The following is a 17,505-nucleotide window of genomic DNA, read 5'->3' as shown; positions in this document are numbered from 1 at the left end:
ATCAGGAAAGCGCTACGGAAGCGACGAGCAGCACGGCGATTTCGCTGACCTGCTGCAAGGCGCCGATCGTGTCGCCGGTCTGGCCGCCGATCTGGTTGAGGCAAAGCGCGCGGAACGCGGCAAACAGCAGGCCAAGCAGGATGAGCGCGAAAACGGCGCCGCCCAGCCCGAGCAGCAGCAGCGGGATCGCGCCGAGCACGGCGCTGGCGATGGCGGTTTCCTGCGAGACGGTGCCGGCATCGGCCGAGAGGCCGTCGACCCGCGCTGGGGACAAGAGATGCATGAAGGCGCCAAGCACGCCGCGCGAGGCCGCGTGTGCGGCCAGGAGGGCGAACAGCGCCTGTGTGGGGTCGACGAGTTGCGAAAGCGCGCTCCAGCGGATCAGCAGCGACAGAGCCAGCGCCGCGGCACCATATGTACCGATGCGGCTGTCGCGCATGATCTCGAGTTTGCGGCCGCGTGATTTGCCGCCGCCAAAGCCGTCGGCGACGTCGGATAGCCCGTCCTCATGCAGGCAGCCGGTGGTGAGCAGGGTTGCCACGAGCGCAAGGGCGGCCGCCGGCCCCATGGCAAGGCCGAACCGTTCCGCCGTGGCAAAGACGATGGCGCCGATCAGGCCGACGACAAGTCCGGCAATGGGGGCTGCCCAGACCGCGGCGGCAAGGCTGCGACCGCGAAAATCGAAGACGGGCAGCGGCAGCCTGGTGAAGAAGACCAGGCAGAGCGCGATGTCGTCGACGACCTGCCGCGGTGAAAGAGCCAAGTTCCTGAACTTCATGCTCTAGCCCCTCGCAATCGCATGGAAGAAGGTGCCGCTGACATGGCCGCGCCGACAGCCCGAGGCGCCGATCGGATTGCCCTGACCGTCGGCAAGGTCGGCCAGCGGCTCGTCATTGCCTGTCGCCGTCATCTGCGCATAGTGGAATTCGTGGCCGCGGATCAGCGCGCCAGCTAGGCCCAGCGGGCAATCGGCGCGCAACCGCGCCTCGCGGTAGCCGAGATTCATCTTGCGCTTGGCGAAGCTGGTGGAATGGCCGAGCAGGCCGAGCATCGCATGCGTTTCACTGGCGGCGTCTTCAAGCGCTTCGCCAAGCACCATGAAGCCACCGCACTCGCCATGGATGGGCTTCTTCGCCGCAAATCTTGCCATTCCGGCTTTGAAGGTCTCCGCTGCTGCGAGCCGGCCGGCGTGAAGCTCGGGATAGCCGCCCGGTAGCCAGCAGACATCGCAATCCTCGTCGGGCGCTTCGTCGGCGAGCGGCGAGAACGGGACGATTTCCGCACCCGCCTTGCGCCAGTACGCCGCCACATGCGGGTAGAGGAAGGTGAAGGCGGCATCCTCGGCCAACGCGATCCGCTGGCCGGGCGGCGCCAATGCTTCGGCGAAGCCGCCGGGCGCCGGGGTGAAGGGTGTCGCCAGGGCCATGATCGCATCGAGGTCGAGCGACTTTTCCGCCATGTCGGCCAGCCGGTCGAGATGCGCCATCGGGTCATCATATTCGCCAGCCTGGACAAGGCCGAGGTGGCGCTCAGGCAGGTTCAGCGTGGGGTCGCGCAGGATGGCGCCGACGACCGGCAGGCCGATCGCCTCGATGGCGTCGCCGGACAAGCGGCGGTGCCGCTCGCTGCCCAGCCGGTTGAGCACGACGCCGGCCATGCGCACATCCGGATCGTAGGTGGCAAAACCCTTGGCGACGGCGGCCGCAGTGGTCGACTGGCCGGAAACGTCGAGCACCAGCAGCACCGGCAGTCCGTAGAGCCGGGCGAGATCGGCCGCCGAGCCGGTGCGCCCCGGCGAGGCCGGAATGCCATCGAACAAGCCCATGGCGCTTTCGAGGATGACGAAATCGGTATCGTCGGCGGCTTGTGCAGCGAGCGCGTTGAGCAAGGATGGCGGCATCGCCCAGCTGTCGAGATTGACGCCGGACAGTCCCGTGGCGGCGGTGTGGAAGCCGGGGTCGATATAGTCGGGGCCGGATTTGGCGCCGCGCACCTTCAGCCCGCGCCGGGTGAGTGCGCGCAGGATGCCGATGGTGACGCTGGTCTTGCCGGAGCCGGAGCGCGGCGCGCCGATGATGATGGCGCGGGCCGTCATGCTTCCCCCGCAAGGGCCGCGCGCATGGCGACGATGCCGCCGACGACGATCAGCGCCGGCGAGGCAAGACCGGCGGCCGCGGCTTCCTCGGCAATTGTGGCGAGCGTGGCGACGACGGTTCGTTCCTGCGGCGTCGTCGCGGCGACGATCACTGCCGCCGGTGTCGACGGCGCCAGCCCGCCGTCCAGCAGTGCCGCGGCGATCAGGGGCAGATTGGCCATGCCCATATAGACGACGACAGGCTGGCCGGTGCGGGCGATTGCCGCCCAGTCGATATCGTCATCGGTGCCGGCGGCGTGGCCAGTCGCCAGGATCACTGCCTTGTTGATGCCGCGCATGGTGGCCGGGATGCCGGTCGCGGCCAGCGCGCTGAGCCCCGATGTCAGGCCGGGCAAGACCCGGAAGGGGATACCCTCCCGCGCCAGCGCTAACGCCTCTTCGCCGCCACGGCCGAAAATATAGGGGTCGCCGCCCTTCAGCCTGACGACGCGGCGGCCGTCGCGCGCCAGCCGCACCAGCAGTGCGGTGATGTCGTCCTGCTTCATCGACGGTTTTCCGCCGCGCTTGCCGGCAAAGAAAAGCTCGGCATTTTCGGCAACGGCGACGACATCGGATGAGACCAGCGCGTCGTAGACCAGCGCATCCGCCTCGGCCAACGCCGCCAGCACTTCCAGGGTCAGGCAGCCGGGGTCGCCGGGGCCGGCGCCGGCCAGCCAGACATGGCCAGGCTCCAGCCGGCGCGGCTTGAAGTTCAGCCGGGACAACGCCTGTTCGAGCGTGGCGTTTTCGCCCTTGTTTTTGGTGCTGCCGCTCACAATCCGTCCCGTCCGCGAAAACGCCGCTGATAGTGGGCGTCGTATAAGGAACTCTCGCCAAAACCTTCCGCCGCCAGCGAGCGGCCGACGAAGATGATTGCCGTGCGCTCCATCGGATCGGCGGCGAGCAGCGCCTCGATGGTCGCCAGCGTGCCGGTCAGCACGCGCTCGTCCGGCCAGGAGGCGCGGAAGACGATCGCCACCGGGCAATCGCCACCATAGTGCGGTGTGAGCTCGGCGACGACACGGTCGATGGCGTGGATGGCCAGATGAATGGCCAGCGTGGCGCCGGTACGGCCGAAGCCGGCCAGCGTTTCGCCGGGCGGCATTTTTGATGCGCGGCCGGAGACGCGGGTCAGCACCAGGCTTTGCGCGACTTCGGGAATGGTCAACTCGCGGCGAAGTGCGGCGGCGGCAGCGGCGAAGGAGGGGACGCCCGGCGTCAGCGTGTAGGGAATGCCGTGCTTTTCCAGCCGGCGGATCTGCTCGGCCACGGCGCTCCACACCGACAGGTCGCCGGAATGCAGGCGGGCGACATCATGGCCCGCCTCGTGCGCCGCGACATACTCGGCCTCGATCTCGTCGAGCGACATCGGTGCGGTGTCGATCAGTTTTGTCCCCGGCGCGCAGTGCTGCAGCAATTCGGGCGCGACGATCGATCCGGCATGGAGGCAGACAGGGCAGCTCGCCAGCAGCCTCGCGCCGCGCAGCGTGATGAGGTCGGCCGCACCTGGACCGGCGCCGATGAAATGCACGGTCATGGCGCATCTCCGCTGATGGCGATGGCGCAAGTGACCGGGCCGAGCACCGTGCGGGGGCCGAGCAGTTTTGCACCAGTGCCGGCCACGGCAAGGGCGGATGCTTCGGAAACCGATGGCGTGCCGGCGAGTGTCTGCGAGAGGTCGGAATGGCTGAGCGTATCCGGCGCGGCGGCCTGAAGTGCTGCATCGTCGACGACGATGACCGGAAGGTTCAGCGCGCGGCCAGCGGCGGCGATTGCCTCCTCATCCTTCTTGAGCACGGCAGTCGCCAGTGCCGAAAGCGCTGTCATCGCCAGTCCATGGGCTTCGAGCGCGGTTTCGATCGCCGCAAGCACGTCTTCGACGCTTACGCCCTTTCGGCAGCCTATGCCTGCGACCATCATGGCTTCACCCAGCTCCATTGGGTGACCGGCATGGCCGGCCGCCATGCCTGCATCGCGCCGACCGGCGACGCGCGCGATATGGCGATGCGGGTGAGATCACCGCCAAGCGAGACGTGGCGGGCAAGAAGCAGGGTTTCCATCTCCAGCGTCACCGCATTGGCGACGAGGCGGCCGCCGGGGCGCAACGCCTTGATGGCGGCGTTCAAGACGCCGGCATCGCTGCCGCCGCCGCCGATGAAGATCGCGTCAGGTGTGTCCAGCCTGGCCAGTGCCTTGGGAGCGCTGCCTTCGACCACGGCGAGGCCGGGAACGCCACAAGCGGCGGCGTTGCGGCCAATGCGGGCGGCGCGGATCGGATCGGCCTCGATGGCAATAGTGCGCATCGAAGGGTGGGCCAACATCCATTCGATGCCGATGGAACCGGAACCGGCGCCGATGTCCCACAGTAACTCGCCGCGCTTCGGCGCCAGCGCCGACAAGGTGATCGCGCGGATTTCGCGCTTGGTGATCTGGCCGTCATGGTCGAACAGATGATCGGCAAGGCCTGATGTGAGCGGAAGGACGCGCGCATCCGGACCAGATTCAATTTCGACCGCCAGCACGTTGAGCGGATTGATGTATTCGAGATCGAAAGCATCGGCACGGGCAGAGCGCAGGTTTTCGTTTGGCCCGCCCAATGCCTCGAGGATCGTCAGCCGCGATGCGCCGAAGTCGAGTTCGGTGAGCAGGCGCGCAACTGCGGCCGGGGCTTCGGCATCCGAGGTCAGCGCCAGGATGCGCGCGTTTGGCTGCAGCAGCGGGCGGATCAGGTCGAGCGGCCGTCCATGCAGCGAGACGATTTCAATGTCCTGCAGCGCCCAGCCCAGCCGGGCGGCCGCCAGCGAAACGGCTGAAGGCGCGGGAATGACATGCATCTCCTGCGCCTTGACCTTGCGGGCGAGGGTGGCGCCGACCCCATGGAAGAACGGATCGCCGGAAGCGAGCACGCAGACGCGCCTGCCGGCAAGCGCCAGCACATCAGCCATCTCGGCATCGAAAGGAACCGGCCAGGGGCGCGGCTCACCCTTGGCGAAGGCAGCGACCAGCGCCAGGTGCCGCTTGCCGCCGAAGATGATCTCCGCCTGGGCAATCCGCTGCTTGGCCTCGTCGCCGAGACCCGCTAAACCGTCCTCGCCGATACCGACGACCGTCAGCCAGGCGGCTCGCGATTGACGCTCAGCAGGCATGATGACCCACCGCATTCTGATCCTCGGCGGCACCACGGAAGCCCGGCAATTGGCTGGAAAACTGGCCGCGCGCGCCGATCTGTCGATCACGCTGTCTCTGGCCGGGCGCACCGAAAGCCCTGTTGCGCAAGGCGTGCCGGTGCGAACCGGAGGCTTTGGCGGTGCCGACGGGCTGGCCGCCTATCTCATGGAGACGGGCATCGACCTGCTGATCGACGCCACGCATCCCTATGCTGCGCAGATTTCCGCCAATGCCGCGCAAGCCGCGCGCGTGGCCGGTGTGCCGATCCTTGCCCTGCGACGCCTGGGCTGGGAGCCTGTCGAAGGCGACCGCTGGACGCTGGTCGATACGTTTGGCGATGCCGCGCAAGCGCTTGGGCCCGCGCCGCGCCGCGTTTTCCTGGCACTCGGCCGGCAAGAGGTGGCCGCCTTCGAGGCAGCGCCCCAGCATCACTATCTCATCCGCAGTGTCGATCCGATCGAGCCCGCGCTGGCCGTGCCTGATGCCGTCTATCTGTTGGCCCGTGGCCCGTTTTGCGAGACCGACGAGCGCGCGCTGCTCGAAAAGCATCGCATCGATGTCGTCGTGTCCAAGAACAGCGGCGGCGAGGCAACCTACGGCAAGATCGCCGCGGCGCGGGCGCTCGGCATCGACGTGGTCCTGGTCCGACGGCCGGCCTTGCCGGATGTTCCCGCGGCTGAAACCGTCGAAGCGCTGGCCGCGATGGTCGATCATTTTCTCTGACCCGTCGACGAACGCGGCGTGTAGACCAGCGCCGGCCTTTCGCCGCGCTTGATGATACGGGTTTCCGGCGAGCCGATGATAATGCAGGTCGCCATGTCGGCCTTCTCTGCCTCGACATCGGCCAGCAGATAGACCTCGATGCGCTCGTCCGGGCGGCCGGCGGCGCGGCCGAAAATCACCGGGGTGGTGCCAGGTAGGATCGCGGTCAGGCACTCGAAGGCTCGGCCAAGCTGCCAGGGGCGCGCCTTGCTGATCGGATTGTAGAGCGCGATGACGAAGCCGGCGCCGGCCGCCGCCAGCAGGCGCAATTCGATCAGATCCCAGGGCTTCAGATTGTCTGACAGCGAGATGGCGCAGAAATCATGGCCGAGCGGCGCGCCGATGCGGGCGGCGACGGCCAGCATGGCGGTGATGCCGGGCACGACGGCGACATCGACCGCGCGCCATTCGACTGGGCCGGCCTCGATCGCCTCGCAGACGGCCGCCGCCATGGCGAACACGCCGGGATCGCCGCCGGAGACGACGGCGACGTCATGGCCCTCTGCGGCTTTGACCAGGGCGTCCTTGGAGCGGGCGAGTTCCTCGCGATTGTCGGAAGCGACGCGGGTCTGGTCGGGGCGCAATTCCAGCCGGTCGAGATAAGGTTTGTAGCCGAAAAAGAATTTGGCTTCCGTCACGGCACGGCTGGCTTCCGGGGTGACCTGATCGGCATTGCCGGGCCCAAGCCCGATGACGGTGAGACGGGCGCTCATGCTTCGCCTCCCAAGACGCCGGGGCGGCCGGACCAGCCGGCGACCAGCACGATGGCGAAGTAGGGCGCCCTGTCGTCCTTTTTGTCGGCAAGCTTCATCGAGACGCTGCCGGCCATGGTGCCGCGCTCGACATAGACGGCGCGCGACAGCTTGGCCGTAGCTTCAAGTGCACGCCTGATCTTGGGCAGGTTACGGCCGACCTTCATGATGACGGCGGCATCGGTGTCGGCCAGCCGGCGCGTCAGCTCGAATTCGCTCATCGTGCCGGGCAGCACCGTCAGCACATCGTCGCCCTGGACGATCGGAACACCAGTCTGCGACCAGCAGCCGGACATGGCGGTGACGCCGGGAATGACTTCGGTCGGAAAACGATGGGCGAGGCGCACGTGCAGATGCATGTAAGAGCCGTAGAAAAGCGGATCGCCTTCGGAGAGCACCGCAACCATTCTGCCTGCCTGGAGATGTTCGGCGACCTTCTCGGCCGACTCCTCGTAGAAAGCCGTGATCTGCGAGCGGTAGTCGTCGTGATCCTTGTCGATTTCGGTTGTGACGGGATAGAGCAGTGGCAGTTCCGTCATTTCAGGCCGGAACTGCGCTTCGACGATGGCGCGCGCGTTGCTGTTGTTGCCGCGCTTGGCGAAATAAGCCACGACATCGGCTGCCGCCAAGGCCCGCGCGGCCTTCAGCGTCAGCAGTTCGGGGTCGCCGGGACCGGTGCCGACGCCGACGAGACGGCCTTTTGGAAGGGCGTTCACAGGCCGGGCCTCGCCAACGAATTGAGTGCGGCGGCGGTCATGGCGCTGCCGCCAAGCCGACCACGCACGATCGCATAGGGAACGCCGTAGGAATTGTCGGCCAACGCGTCCTTCGATTCGGCGGCTCCGACGAAGCCGACCGGCATGCCGATGATGGCTGCAGGCTTCGGCGCGCCGTCGCGCAGTTTCTCCAGAAGATAGAACAGCGCGGTAGGCGCATTGCCGATGGCAACCACCGAACCGGCCATGCGTTCGCCCCACAAGTCGATCGCGGCGGCCGAACGGGTGTTGCCGATCGCTTTGGCAATGCCGTGCGTGCGCGGGTCGCGCAAGGTGCAGATCACCTCGTTGCCGGCCGGCAGCCTGGCGCGGGTGACGCCATGCGAGACCATCTCCGCATCGCAGAAAATCGGCGCGCCAGCCGCCAAAGCGGTGCGGGCAGCGGCAACGAAATCCTTGGAGAACACAAAATGACTTGATGCTTCGACTTGCCCGCAGGCATGGATCATGCGGATGGCGACGTCGGCCTCGGCTTCGGAGAAGCGCGAAAGATCAGCCTCGGCGCGGATGATGGCAAAGGAGCGCTCGTAGATCGCCGTACCGTCATGGATATAGTCGTAGGCGGCCATGCTCATTCCTGTCGGTAAGTCTCGGCGATACCGGCCGGCCCGAGCCTTGTCAGGCAAGCGGCGGCGGTTTCGCCTTGATATCGTGTGCTGCGGATCATTGCCGCGACGCGGCCGATGCCGCGCGCGGCGTCATAGCCCGGCCTGTAGCCGGCAGGAAGAGCCTTTGCCGTCGCGTTCACGACAAGTCCGGCTCCATTTTCGCCGCCGACAATCGTCAGTGCCGCCGAGCCGGGGTGGGCGCAACCTTTGGCGCAGCCGGAAATGTGCAGGGTGAAGTCGAGGATGTCGGCAGTTTCAGCCGCGATCGTCTCGGCGATGTCGCGCGTGGCGATGCGGCCGGAGGCGCAGGCTGGTGTGCCCGGGCAGGCGGCGATGCGCGTGCGCGGGTCGGTGGGGGCGATGACGAAGCCGAGGGTGGCGGCTGCGTTTTGGAGGGGTTGGTTGGCGGCGGGTGGCTGACCGAGGAAGAGCAGGGCACGGCCGGGGGCGAGGCGGATTTCGGTTGTGCCGAGGGTGAGGGCGTGTTGGGCGAGCGCGATGATCTTGTCCGCCGGCATGCTGCCGTAGGGGAGAGCGATGCCGAGGGCGGTGGCGTGGCTTGTGTTGAAGAAGCCAATTGGCCGGCGAGAGTGCTCTACGGCGCCCCCCTCTGTCCTGCCGGACATCTCCCCCTCAAGGGGGGAGATTGGCAGCTTCACCGCAGGCTCTTCTCTTTCAGCATTGATAATTGGCGAACGCGGCTCTCCGAGCGCAATCTCCCCCCTAGAGGGGGAGATGTCCGGCAGGACAGAGGGGGGCGCCATAGAATGCCAGCTTGCGAGAGAGGCTAACTGTCTCTCCGACAGATCCCTCGCGTGAGCCTCACGGCCTTTCTCGGCAACCATCCTGAGCACCGCAACGGCGATATCGCGCGCTGCATCGCCTTCCACCGTGACAAGTGACTTCGCATTCCACCCATCACCCGCGACAGACACTCGCCACCGAACCCCCACATCAATGCGCATTGCAGCCAACCTCACATCGGCCGTCACCGCATCCAGCGTCAGTTGCCCGCCGCCATCAACAACCACCGAAACCTTCGGCCCCAGCCTGGCCGCCAACCCCGCTTCCTCGATCGCCACTGTGACCCGCTCCGCCAACTGGCGTGGGTCTGCGACCTCCTGCGGGTCGATGCCGGCCAGCGGGCCGGTCTCGACTGGAACGCCGGTGCGCACGGCGATACCCAGCACATCGACCTCCGCCGCCAGCAGCGCGGCACTTTGCGGCGTCAATCCACGTATCTGCAAGCTGCCGCGCGCGGTCACTTCCATGATGCCGTTGCCGTGCCGCAGAGCAGATTGGGCTAGTCCGATCAACGACTTCGGCGACAATCCTCCGTCCACAGGGTTGAGCCGCACCAGCAGGCCGTCGCCGGTCTGCATCGGCGCCGACAAGGCCGGACAAGCGCCGCGACGCGAGAAGGCGTTCATGCCGCCACCCCAAGCGCTTCTGCCTCGGCAATCAGGGCGGTGAGACCGTCGTCGATGGAATTGCGCAGGGGATGCCAGAGGCCACGCCGGCGCGCCGACAGGAAGCGCTCGGCGATGACTTTCGCAGCGGCGGGGTTCTCGCGCAGGATGAAGGCGCGAACAAGAGGATCGCCTAGATAGGCATCATGCACCGCCTCGATCAGGGTGCCCGAAATGGCGTGGGTGGTTTCGGCAAAGCCGACCAGCCGGTCGACGGTTTCGGCGAATTCCGAGGCGCCGCGTGGGCCGTGCCGCATCTGGCCTGATATGAAGCGTGGATTGACGGCGCGGGCGCGCACCACACGCGATACCGCTTCGCCTACCGAGCGGGGCTTCGGCCTTTGCGGATCGGTGGTGTCGAGCACGATGACGTCGGCATTTCTGCCGAGAGTTGCCAAGGCGGCCGAAAAGCCGCCGATGAAGGCGACGTCGGCGGAGCCTTCCAGGATATCGCGGCCGGGATCGTCGCCGGTGTGGACGAGAAGATCGGCCTCGGCGATCCGGCCTTCGAAGGCGCCGGGCGCGGAGACGCCTTCGCCGTCAGTGCCGCCATAGGCATGCGAAGTGGCGTCGAGATAGGCGCGGCCGATTTCTTCGCGCGCCGCCCAGTCCCCGCTCGACAGCAGATCCTCGACGCCGGCGCCGTAGGTGCCGGGCGACGTGCCGAAGATGCGCGGGCTGATCTTGCCGTCAGTGCGGGTTTTGGCAGCGAGCGGGTTTTCCGTATCGTCCTCGTCGCGGGCGGCAACGGCGTAGGCGGCGGCATCGATCAGTGCGATCTGGGTCGGGAACATGTCGCGGAACAAGCCTGAAATGCGCCAGGTGACGTCGACGCGCGGGCGGCCGAGGGCCGCTGGCGGCAGCACCTCGATGCCGGTGATACGGCCGGTCGCCGAATCCCATTGCGGCCGGCAGCCCATCAGCGCCAGGCCTTGCGCTATCTCCTCGCCGCCGGTGCGCAGCGAGGCCGAGCCCCAGAGATCGATGACCAGCGAGCGCGGCCAGTCGCCATGCGATTGCATATAGCCGCGCACGACTTCTTCCGCCGCCGCCTTGCCCAGATCATAGGCGGTCGGTGTCGGCATGGTGCGTGGGTCCGATGTGAACAGGTTGCGGCCAGTGGGCAAAACGTCGGATCGGCCGCGCGCGGGCGCGCCGGCCGGACCGGCCTTGACGTGGCGGCCATCGAGCGCGGCGAGCAGCGCCGTCTTCTCGGCTTCAGCGCTTTGTCGCCGCATGGCGTCGGGCTCGTCCTCCAGAGCGCGGCCATAGATATGCAGCCCGTCCTTGATGGCGAAGTCCTTGAGGTCGCAGAGCCAGGCGTCGATGCGGCGCAAGGCCTCGTCGGGCGCGTCGGTGCTGGCGACGCCGGCTTCGGAGGCGAGGCCGGTCTTCTGCGCGGTTTCGACAATCAGCTTGGCCAGGCGGTCGCGGCGGCGGCGGTCGAGCCCGTCGGCCTGGGCATATTCGTCGACCAGCCTTTCGAGCTTGTGCTGGTTCTCGTCCAACCCGGCGCCGGTCAGGGGCGGTGGCAGATGACCAAGGGTGACGGCGGCAATGCGCCGCTTGGCCTGGGCAGCCTCGCCGGGATTGGAGACGATGAAGGGATAGATGACGGGCAGGGGACCGGTGACGATTTCGGGAAAGCAGTTCCCCGAAAGTGCAACCGTCTTGCCCGGCAGCCATTCCAGCGTGCCGTGTGCGCCGACATGGACAAGCGCATGGACGCCGAGCGACTTGCGCAGCCATAGGCCGAAGGCGATCAGCGCATGGCGCGGGGGTAAAGTCGGGTCGTGGTAGTCGGCGCGGCGGTCGGCGGAGCGGCCGCGATCGGGGGCGAGTGTGACGGTGATGTTGCCGAAGGTTGCGGCACGGAAGGGGAATTTTGCGGCGGTCGGCGCTTGAACACCCCCCTCTGTCCTGCCGGACATCTCCCCCGCAAGGGGGGAGATTGAGCTCTCATTGCCGCTTTCGCCAGCTACGAACGTCGCAGAATGAGCGCCGATGGCGGAACTGCCGATCTCCCTCCTTGCGGGGGAGATGTCCGGCAGGACAGAGGGGGGTGCCTCGCACAAACCTACCTCATATTCAGCCTTCCAAGCTGCATCTACGGCAGCAATTGCCGCAGACGGCAGTGCCTTCGAGAACTCCACATAATCCCTCAAGGCCAAGCCATGCCCGCCCTGGTCCAGCCGCGCCAGCAGTTCCCGCGGCGTCTCCGGAATCCCCTCAACGGCATAGCCTTGTTCGCTCAGGTCGTGCAGCATGGCCAGCACACTCGACGGCACGTCGAGGCCCACGGCATAGCCGGTGCGGCCAGGAGCACTGGGATAATCCGGGATCAGGATCGCCAGCTTGCGCTTGGCGCGGGGCGTCTCCTGCAGACGGATGAAGGCCGCGACGCGGTCAGCAACTTGCGCCACACGATCCGGCTCCGGCCGGTTGGCGAAGGCGCGGTGGCCAAGTGCTGGATCGGTCTCGCTTTCGCCCTTGAAGGAAATGGCGCCGGCGAGGATGCGGCCGTCGAGTTCGGGCAGCACGACATGCATGGCAAGGTCGGCGGGCGCCAGCCCGCGCTGGTTGTTCTCCCAGATGTCGCGGCGGGTGGTGGCGACAATGACCTGGAAGACAGGCACGCCGGCGCGGTCGAACAGGGTTTCGACGCCGGGTTCGGCGCCGGACGCGAAAGCGGTCGCGGTGATGATGGCCGCGGGTTTCAGCGCGGCAAGCGCCGTTTCCACGAACGCCAGGGATGTCGGATCCTTGAGGCTGGAGACGAAGATGGGGACCGGGTTGATGCCGCGCTGCCGTAGCGCTTCAACAAGCGCGTCGATGGGCGCGACATCGGCGGCCAGCAACATGGAGCGGTAGAACAGGATGGGGATGACATTTCCCTCCCCCTCGAGGGGAGGGTGGCCCGCAGGGCCGGGTGGGGTTGGTACGACCGGTCGCGGCGTTTCTTTGAGTCGGCGCGCTTCGGAGAGGACCCCACCCCCGGCCTGCGGCCGGACCCTCCCCTCGAGGGGGAGGGGGACGACGCCGCGGCCGGGTTCGTAGTAGCCAACTTTCGGCACGGCAACCGGCTCTGCAACAGCCGCATCCTGTCCCGCCAACCGCGCCAGCCTCCGCACCAGCGCACTCATATTCGCCGGGCCGCCCTCGCGAAAATAGTCGAGCAGGCCGTCCAACTCCTCGCGCGGCAATGTCGAGGCTTCGATCAGGCGCAGATCCTCGTCTCGGCATTCGCCGGGCAGCAGCGCCAGTTTTATGCCGCGCTCGCGGGCGGTCGAGGCAAGCTGGTCGCAACCGTAGCGCCACCAGTCGTAGCCGCCGAGGATGCGGACGAGGATGATCTTGGCGTGGCGGGCGACGCTGTCGACCCAGAGGTCGACGGACATGGGATGCCGCAGGTCGCGCAGGGCAGCCAGCCGCATCGAGGGCAGGTGTTCCGCTTCGGCCTTCCAGGCTGCCGCCAGTCCGGCGAGATCGCTGTCGGTGAAGGACAGGGCCACAATATCCGCCGGCGTCTGCCGCAGATCGACCGGCTCGGCGAGGTCGTCGAGCGAGGCGGATGTCGTGGTTAGGATGTGCATCGCAACCCGTGTCCGAAATCAGCCGGCGAGTATACGCTCGATCGCCGGACGGTTCAGCCCCTTCAGGCCGATGACGACGAGGCGCGAACGGCGGTCGTCCTGCGCCGTCCAGGCGCGGTCGTAGTAATGATTGACGCGCGGCCCGACCGCCTGCAGCAAGAGCCGCATCGGCTTGCCGCCGACCTCGACGAAGCCCTTCACGCGCAGCACGTTCTCTTCTTCGGCCACGGTGGCGACGCGCTTTGCCAGCTCATCGGGATTGGCGATCGAGGCAATGTCGACAATGAACGTGTCGAAGTCGTCATGCTCATGATCGAATGCGCCGTCATGATGGGACTTGCGGTTCTCGATGTCGTCCTCAACGGCGAGACCGAGCCCGAGCAGCACCGAGGGATCGACCTTGCCATGCGACGTCGGCACGATCTTCACCGCGCGGGCGGAGTGTTCGTTGATGATGGCGTTGGCGCGGGCGGTGCCGGCGGCGTCCATCAGGTCGCTCTTCGACAGGATGATCAGGTCGGCGCAGGCGATCTGGTCCTCGAACACCTCCTCGACCGGATCGTCGTGGTCGAGCGTCTCGTCCTGGGCGCGCTGCGCCTGCAGGGCGTCCATGTCGTTGGCGACGCGACCCTCTGCCAATGCCGGCCCGTCGACGACGGCGATGACGCCGTCGACGGTCACCCGGCTTTTCACGCTCGGCCACTGGAAAGCCTGGACCAACGGCTTAGGCAGCGCCAGGCCCGACGTCTCGATCAGGATGTGGTCGACCCTCGGCGTCAGCGACAGGATCCGGTCGAGCGCCGGCACGAAATCGTCGGCGACGGTGCAGCAGATGCAGCCATTGGCCAGTTCGACGATGTTTTCCTCCGGGCAGGTGTCGATGCCGCAACCCTTGAGGATCTCGCCATCGATGCCGATGTCGCCGAATTCGTTGACGATGATGGCAAGACGCTTGCCGCCGGCGTTTTCCAGCAGATGGCGGACCAGCGTCGTCTTGCCGGCGCCGAGAAAGCCGGTGACGACGGTGCAGGGAACGCGGGAGAGGTTCGCAGACGAATCTGGAGCGGTCATGGTCAGTCCTTCAACAGGTCGAGGGGAGGGATGCGGGCAACGAGGCCACGCTTCAGGCTATCGGGACGGCCGCGCCATGGGATCAGGCCGTCCTTCGAGGTGGCGAAGAGTTTGGCTCCGGTGACGAGATCGGCGCCGCTGGTTGCGGTCAGGTCGCCGAAGACATAGCTCCAGCAACCGTCGCGCAGGATGGCGGCGCTCAGACGCCGCTTGCAATTGCCAAGGCATTCGACGCTGCGGATGCGGATGTCTTCGCCAGATGCGGCGCGGCGCGTGTCGTCCGCCAGCAGTGCGCCGGCGCGGGGATGGGCGTCGGAGCCGGTTTCATCGCGGCAGGAAGCGCAGACGATGACCGTGACGCCAGCCAAGGCATCATCATGGCCGGACGAAATATCCGCTGTGCCAGCCGAAAAACTGCTGTCGTGGTCCAAAGATCGGGCTCCTTGCCCGGAAACCCGCCGGGCGATCGGATTCTACAGTCGCAGACGGCAGGTCTCCTGGCTCGCGGGTCATCGCCTTGGGTAGCCGCCTTCCCGGGAATTCCCAGTGGCTTTCGGCCTTGGCTCTTCGCTTACAGTTGCGGGGACAGCCGCGGATTTGGGATTTTGTCCCGCACCGCATTCCCTCTTGGCTCCTCTCGTTGAAGAGAGGAGACCGTCTGGAACGGATTTAGGCTTTTGCGGGCAGCGGTGTCAACGCGAGCTTACGACGCGGTCAGGTCGGCCAGCGCCGGACCCAAGTCACCAGCCGGTGTCACTTCGATGCGTTCAAGGCCCAGCCAGCCCTGCATCTGCTTCAGTTCCTCGAACAGCTGGGCGGCCGTCTGCGGTGGCGCGTTGGGCTCGGCATAGGCCGCATGGACACGCAGGACGCTGGCAGGCCGGTCGGCCTTGAGGTCGACGCGCGCCACGATCCTGTCGCCGAGCAGGAACGGCAGGACATAATAGCCGTATTGCCGCTTGTCGGCCGGCGTGTAGATCTCGATGCGGTAGTGGAAATCGAACAGCCGCTCCGTGCGCGAGCGTTCGAAGACGACCGGGTCGAACGGCGCCAGCAGGGCGCGAGCTTCGATCTTTCGTGGCAGACGGGCGTCTTTATGAAGATAGGCGGGCTTGTCCCAGCCTTCGACACGCAGCGGCAGCAGCTCGCACGTTTCGACCAGTTCCTCCAGCCGGCCTTTCATATCGGCCGGCGACAGGCGGAAATAGTCGCGCAGGTCGCCTGATGTCGCGATGCCATGGGCGCGGGCGGAAATGCGCAGCAATTCGCGGTGCGCGTCCTCGGCGGCCGGCACCGGCAGATCGAGGATCGCCTGCGGCAGCACGCGTTCGGGCAGATCATAGAAGCGCTCGAAACCGCGGCGATGCGCCGTGGTGATGCGGCCGGCCCAGAACAGCCATTCAAAGGCGTGCTTGGCATGGCTCCAGCCCCACCAGCCACCCGAGCCTTTCTGGCCTTCGAGTGCGGAAGCGGCGATCGGGCCGCGCTCGGCGACCTGGCGGTAGATCTCTTCGATATAGGCGGCGTGCTCGCGGCCCCATTTGGCGAGGCCCAGATACATCTCGTCGCCTCGCTCGGCGCGCTGCATGCGCCAGCGCATCAGCGGGTAGGTCTCGACCGGCAGGAAGGAGGCCTCGTGCGCCCAGTATTCGAACACTGTGCGCTTGCGCGTCACCGCGGCATTGTCGAGCAGAGCGAGCGGGTAGGGGCCAAGGCGCGAATAGAGCGGCATATAATGAGCGCGCACCACCGCGCTGACGGAATCGATCTGCAACAGGCCGGTGCGGGAGAGTGTGCGGGCGAAATGCCGGCGGTCAGGCGTACCGGTCGGGCGGGGATCGAGAAACCCTTGGGCGGCAAGCGCGATGCGCCGGGCCGTGGGGAGCGAGATCTTTTCCTTCATGCAGGCATCACTTTGAAGTGTTTTGACCGAGGGTCGGATGACTGATTCCGGGCCATGCTAGCAGGGTTTTGGCGGCAACCATGTCAGCAGAGAAAAGTGGAGTAAAAAGCGAAGGAAATCAAACAGGAGCGGATCGGACCAGTTTCCTCGGATATGCCGTCCAGGTCAGTGTTTTGAACAAGGTTTGACTTGCTTCGCTGGAAGTGCTGCGCTAACCCTCGCCGCGTTGCAGCATAGGCCCTTAAAACGGTTCAGCGGTTAAACTGTCACGCTTCCGCATTAGGGTCCGGTGCTGTAATCAACGTGGATTGGCGCCAACGGAAAGCCGAGCATGAACGCACTTCTAAGCTCATACCTGCCCATCGTGCTGTTCATCGGCGTGGCGCTGGTTGTCGGCCTGGCGCTGCTGGCCGCACCCTTCCTGGTGGCTTACCGCAATCCCGATCCTGAAAAGCTTTCCGCCTACGAGTGCGGTTTCAACTCGTTCGACGACGCCCGCATGAAATTCGACATCCGCTTCTACCTGGTGTCGATCCTGTTCATCATCTTTGATCTGGAAGTGGCCTTCCTGTTTCCGTGGGCAGTGTCGTTCTCGAAGATCGGCATGCTCGGCTTCTGGTCGATGATGGTGTTTTTGGCAGTGCTGACGATCGGCTTTGCCTATGAATGGAAGAAAGGAGCGCTGGAATGGGATTGAACGACAGTTCAGGCACCCTCGTCGCGCCGAAGCCCAAGGGCATCATCGATCCGAACACCGGAAGGCCGGTGGGGGAGGACGATCCGTTTTTCCTCGAGATCAACAACGAACTCGCCGACAAGGGCTTTCTCGTTACCTCGACGGAAGCACTGATCACCTGGGCGCGCAGCGGCTCGCTGATGTTCATGACCTTCGGCCTCGCCTGCTGCGCGGTCGAGATGATCCATACCTCGATGCCGCGCTACGACTCGGAGCGCTTCGGTGTTGCGCCGCGCGCGTCCCCGCGTCAGTCCGACATCATGATCGTTGCCGGCACGCTGACCAACAAGATGGCGCCGGCGCTGCGCAAGGTCTACGACCAGATGCCGGAGCCGCGCTACGTCATCTCGATGGGCTCCTGCGCCAATGGCGGCGGCTACTACCATTATTCTTATTCTGTGGTGCGCGGCTGCGACCGCATCGTGCCGGTCGACATCTATGTGCCCGGCTGTCCGCCGAGCGCCGAAGCGCTGCTCTATGGCATTCTTCTGCTGCAGAAGAAGATCCGCCGCACCGGCACGATCGAACGGTAA

General features: G+C 66.3%; 17 protein-coding genes and 1 riboswitch. Of the genes, 3 read left to right on the top strand and 14 right to left on the bottom strand.

The window, feature by feature from the left end; all coding sequences use genetic code 11:
* Position 1: 1 nt before the first annotated feature.
* Genes cobS through cbiE form a run of 6 tightly spaced genes read right to left on the bottom strand, consistent with a single transcriptional unit; the run spans position 2 to position 5,280 of the window.
* Entirely contained in the window at positions 2–778 is a 777-nt protein-coding gene (gene cobS, locus ACFOJ9_RS19580) for an adenosylcobinamide-GDP ribazoletransferase (protein ID WP_378980509.1), read from the bottom strand.
* A gap of 3 nt (positions 779–781) precedes the next feature.
* Complete coding sequence (locus ACFOJ9_RS19575; RefSeq protein WP_378980508.1) at positions 782–2,095, bottom strand: cobyrinate a,c-diamide synthase; 1,314 nt, start codon at positions 2,093–2,095, stop codon at positions 782–784.
* A complete protein-coding gene (gene cobA / locus ACFOJ9_RS19570; protein WP_378980507.1) occupies positions 2,092–2,910 on the bottom strand; it encodes a uroporphyrinogen-III C-methyltransferase in 819 nt (272 codons plus the stop codon). The genes ACFOJ9_RS19575 and cobA overlap by 4 nt, the downstream gene beginning before the upstream one ends.
* On the bottom strand, positions 2,907–3,671 hold the full coding sequence (gene cobM, locus ACFOJ9_RS19565; RefSeq protein WP_378980506.1) for a precorrin-4 C(11)-methyltransferase: 765 nt from the start codon (positions 3,669–3,671) through the stop codon (positions 2,907–2,909). The genes cobA and cobM overlap by 4 nt, the downstream gene beginning before the upstream one ends.
* On the bottom strand, positions 3,668–4,054 hold the full coding sequence (locus ACFOJ9_RS19560; protein ID WP_378980505.1) for a cobalamin biosynthesis protein: 387 nt from the start codon (positions 4,052–4,054) through the stop codon (positions 3,668–3,670). Before ACFOJ9_RS19560 ends, cobM begins: the two co-directional genes overlap by 4 nt.
* Positions 4,051–5,280 carry a precorrin-6y C5,15-methyltransferase (decarboxylating) subunit CbiE gene (gene cbiE / locus ACFOJ9_RS19555; protein WP_378980504.1) on the bottom strand — a complete coding sequence of 410 codons (1,230 nt, stop codon included), beginning with the start codon at positions 5,278–5,280 and terminating at the stop codon, positions 4,051–4,053. Before cbiE ends, ACFOJ9_RS19560 begins: the two co-directional genes overlap by 4 nt.
* 1 nt (position 5,281) lies before the next feature.
* On the opposite strand from cbiE, the gene ACFOJ9_RS19550 reads away from it, so the two are divergent.
* Positions 5,282–6,025, top strand: a complete 744-nt coding sequence (locus tag ACFOJ9_RS19550) for a cobalt-precorrin-6A reductase (RefSeq protein WP_378980503.1) — start codon at positions 5,282–5,284, stop codon at positions 6,023–6,025.
* On the opposite strand, the gene ACFOJ9_RS19545 is transcribed toward ACFOJ9_RS19550, so the two are convergent.
* From ACFOJ9_RS19545 to ACFOJ9_RS19510, 8 genes are all read right to left on the bottom strand, one after another.
* Positions 6,013–6,777: a precorrin-3B C(17)-methyltransferase gene (locus tag ACFOJ9_RS19545; protein WP_378980502.1), complete on the bottom strand. Its 765-nt coding sequence runs from the start codon at positions 6,775–6,777 to the stop codon at positions 6,013–6,015. The genes ACFOJ9_RS19550 and ACFOJ9_RS19545 overlap by 13 nt on opposite strands.
* Positions 6,774–7,532 carry a precorrin-2 C(20)-methyltransferase gene (locus ACFOJ9_RS19540; protein ID WP_378980501.1) on the bottom strand — a complete coding sequence of 253 codons (759 nt, stop codon included), beginning with the start codon at positions 7,530–7,532 and terminating at the stop codon, positions 6,774–6,776. Before ACFOJ9_RS19540 ends, ACFOJ9_RS19545 begins: the two co-directional genes overlap by 4 nt.
* On the bottom strand, positions 7,529–8,161 hold the full coding sequence (locus ACFOJ9_RS19535; RefSeq protein ID WP_378980500.1) for a precorrin-8X methylmutase: 633 nt from the start codon (positions 8,159–8,161) through the stop codon (positions 7,529–7,531). The genes ACFOJ9_RS19540 and ACFOJ9_RS19535 overlap by 4 nt, the downstream gene beginning before the upstream one ends.
* Before the next feature lie 2 nt (positions 8,162–8,163).
* Complete coding sequence (gene cobG / locus ACFOJ9_RS19530; protein WP_378980499.1) at positions 8,164–9,630, bottom strand: precorrin-3B synthase; 1,467 nt, start codon at positions 9,628–9,630, stop codon at positions 8,164–8,166.
* Positions 9,627–13,262: a cobaltochelatase subunit CobN gene (locus ACFOJ9_RS19525; RefSeq protein ID WP_378980498.1), complete on the bottom strand. Its 3,636-nt coding sequence runs from the start codon at positions 13,260–13,262 to the stop codon at positions 9,627–9,629. Before ACFOJ9_RS19525 ends, cobG begins: the two co-directional genes overlap by 4 nt.
* An 18-nt stretch (positions 13,263–13,280) precedes the next feature.
* A complete protein-coding gene (gene cobW, locus ACFOJ9_RS19520) occupies positions 13,281–14,333 on the bottom strand; it encodes a cobalamin biosynthesis protein CobW (protein WP_378980497.1) in 1,053 nt (350 codons plus the stop codon).
* 2 nt (positions 14,334–14,335) lie between these two features.
* Positions 14,336–14,764, bottom strand: coding sequence for a DUF1636 family protein (locus ACFOJ9_RS19515; RefSeq protein ID WP_378980496.1), 429 nt, complete (start codon positions 14,762–14,764; stop codon positions 14,336–14,338).
* A gap of 39 nt (positions 14,765–14,803) precedes the next feature.
* Positions 14,804–15,007: riboswitch (cobalamin riboswitch) on the bottom strand.
* Positions 15,008–15,036: 29 nt separating this feature from the next.
* A complete protein-coding gene (locus ACFOJ9_RS19510) occupies positions 15,037–16,236 on the bottom strand; it encodes a winged helix-turn-helix domain-containing protein (protein WP_378980495.1) in 1,200 nt (399 codons plus the stop codon).
* 331 nt (positions 16,237–16,567) lie between these two features.
* Between ACFOJ9_RS19510 and ACFOJ9_RS19505 the strand changes: the two genes are divergently transcribed.
* Complete coding sequence (locus ACFOJ9_RS19505) at positions 16,568–16,933, top strand: NADH-quinone oxidoreductase subunit A (protein WP_010910112.1); 366 nt, start codon at positions 16,568–16,570, stop codon at positions 16,931–16,933.
* Positions 16,924–17,505, top strand: a complete 582-nt coding sequence (locus ACFOJ9_RS19500; protein WP_013531090.1) for a NuoB/complex I 20 kDa subunit family protein — start codon at positions 16,924–16,926, stop codon at positions 17,503–17,505. The genes ACFOJ9_RS19505 and ACFOJ9_RS19500 overlap by 10 nt, the downstream gene beginning before the upstream one ends.

It is taken from the genome of Mesorhizobium cantuariense (genome assembly GCF_042647205.1).
GTDB classification, from domain to species: domain Bacteria; phylum Pseudomonadota; class Alphaproteobacteria; order Rhizobiales; family Rhizobiaceae; genus Mesorhizobium; species Mesorhizobium cantuariense.
The sequence above is the reverse complement of the archived record's forward strand: the minus strand, read 5'-3'. Positions and strand labels throughout refer to the sequence as shown.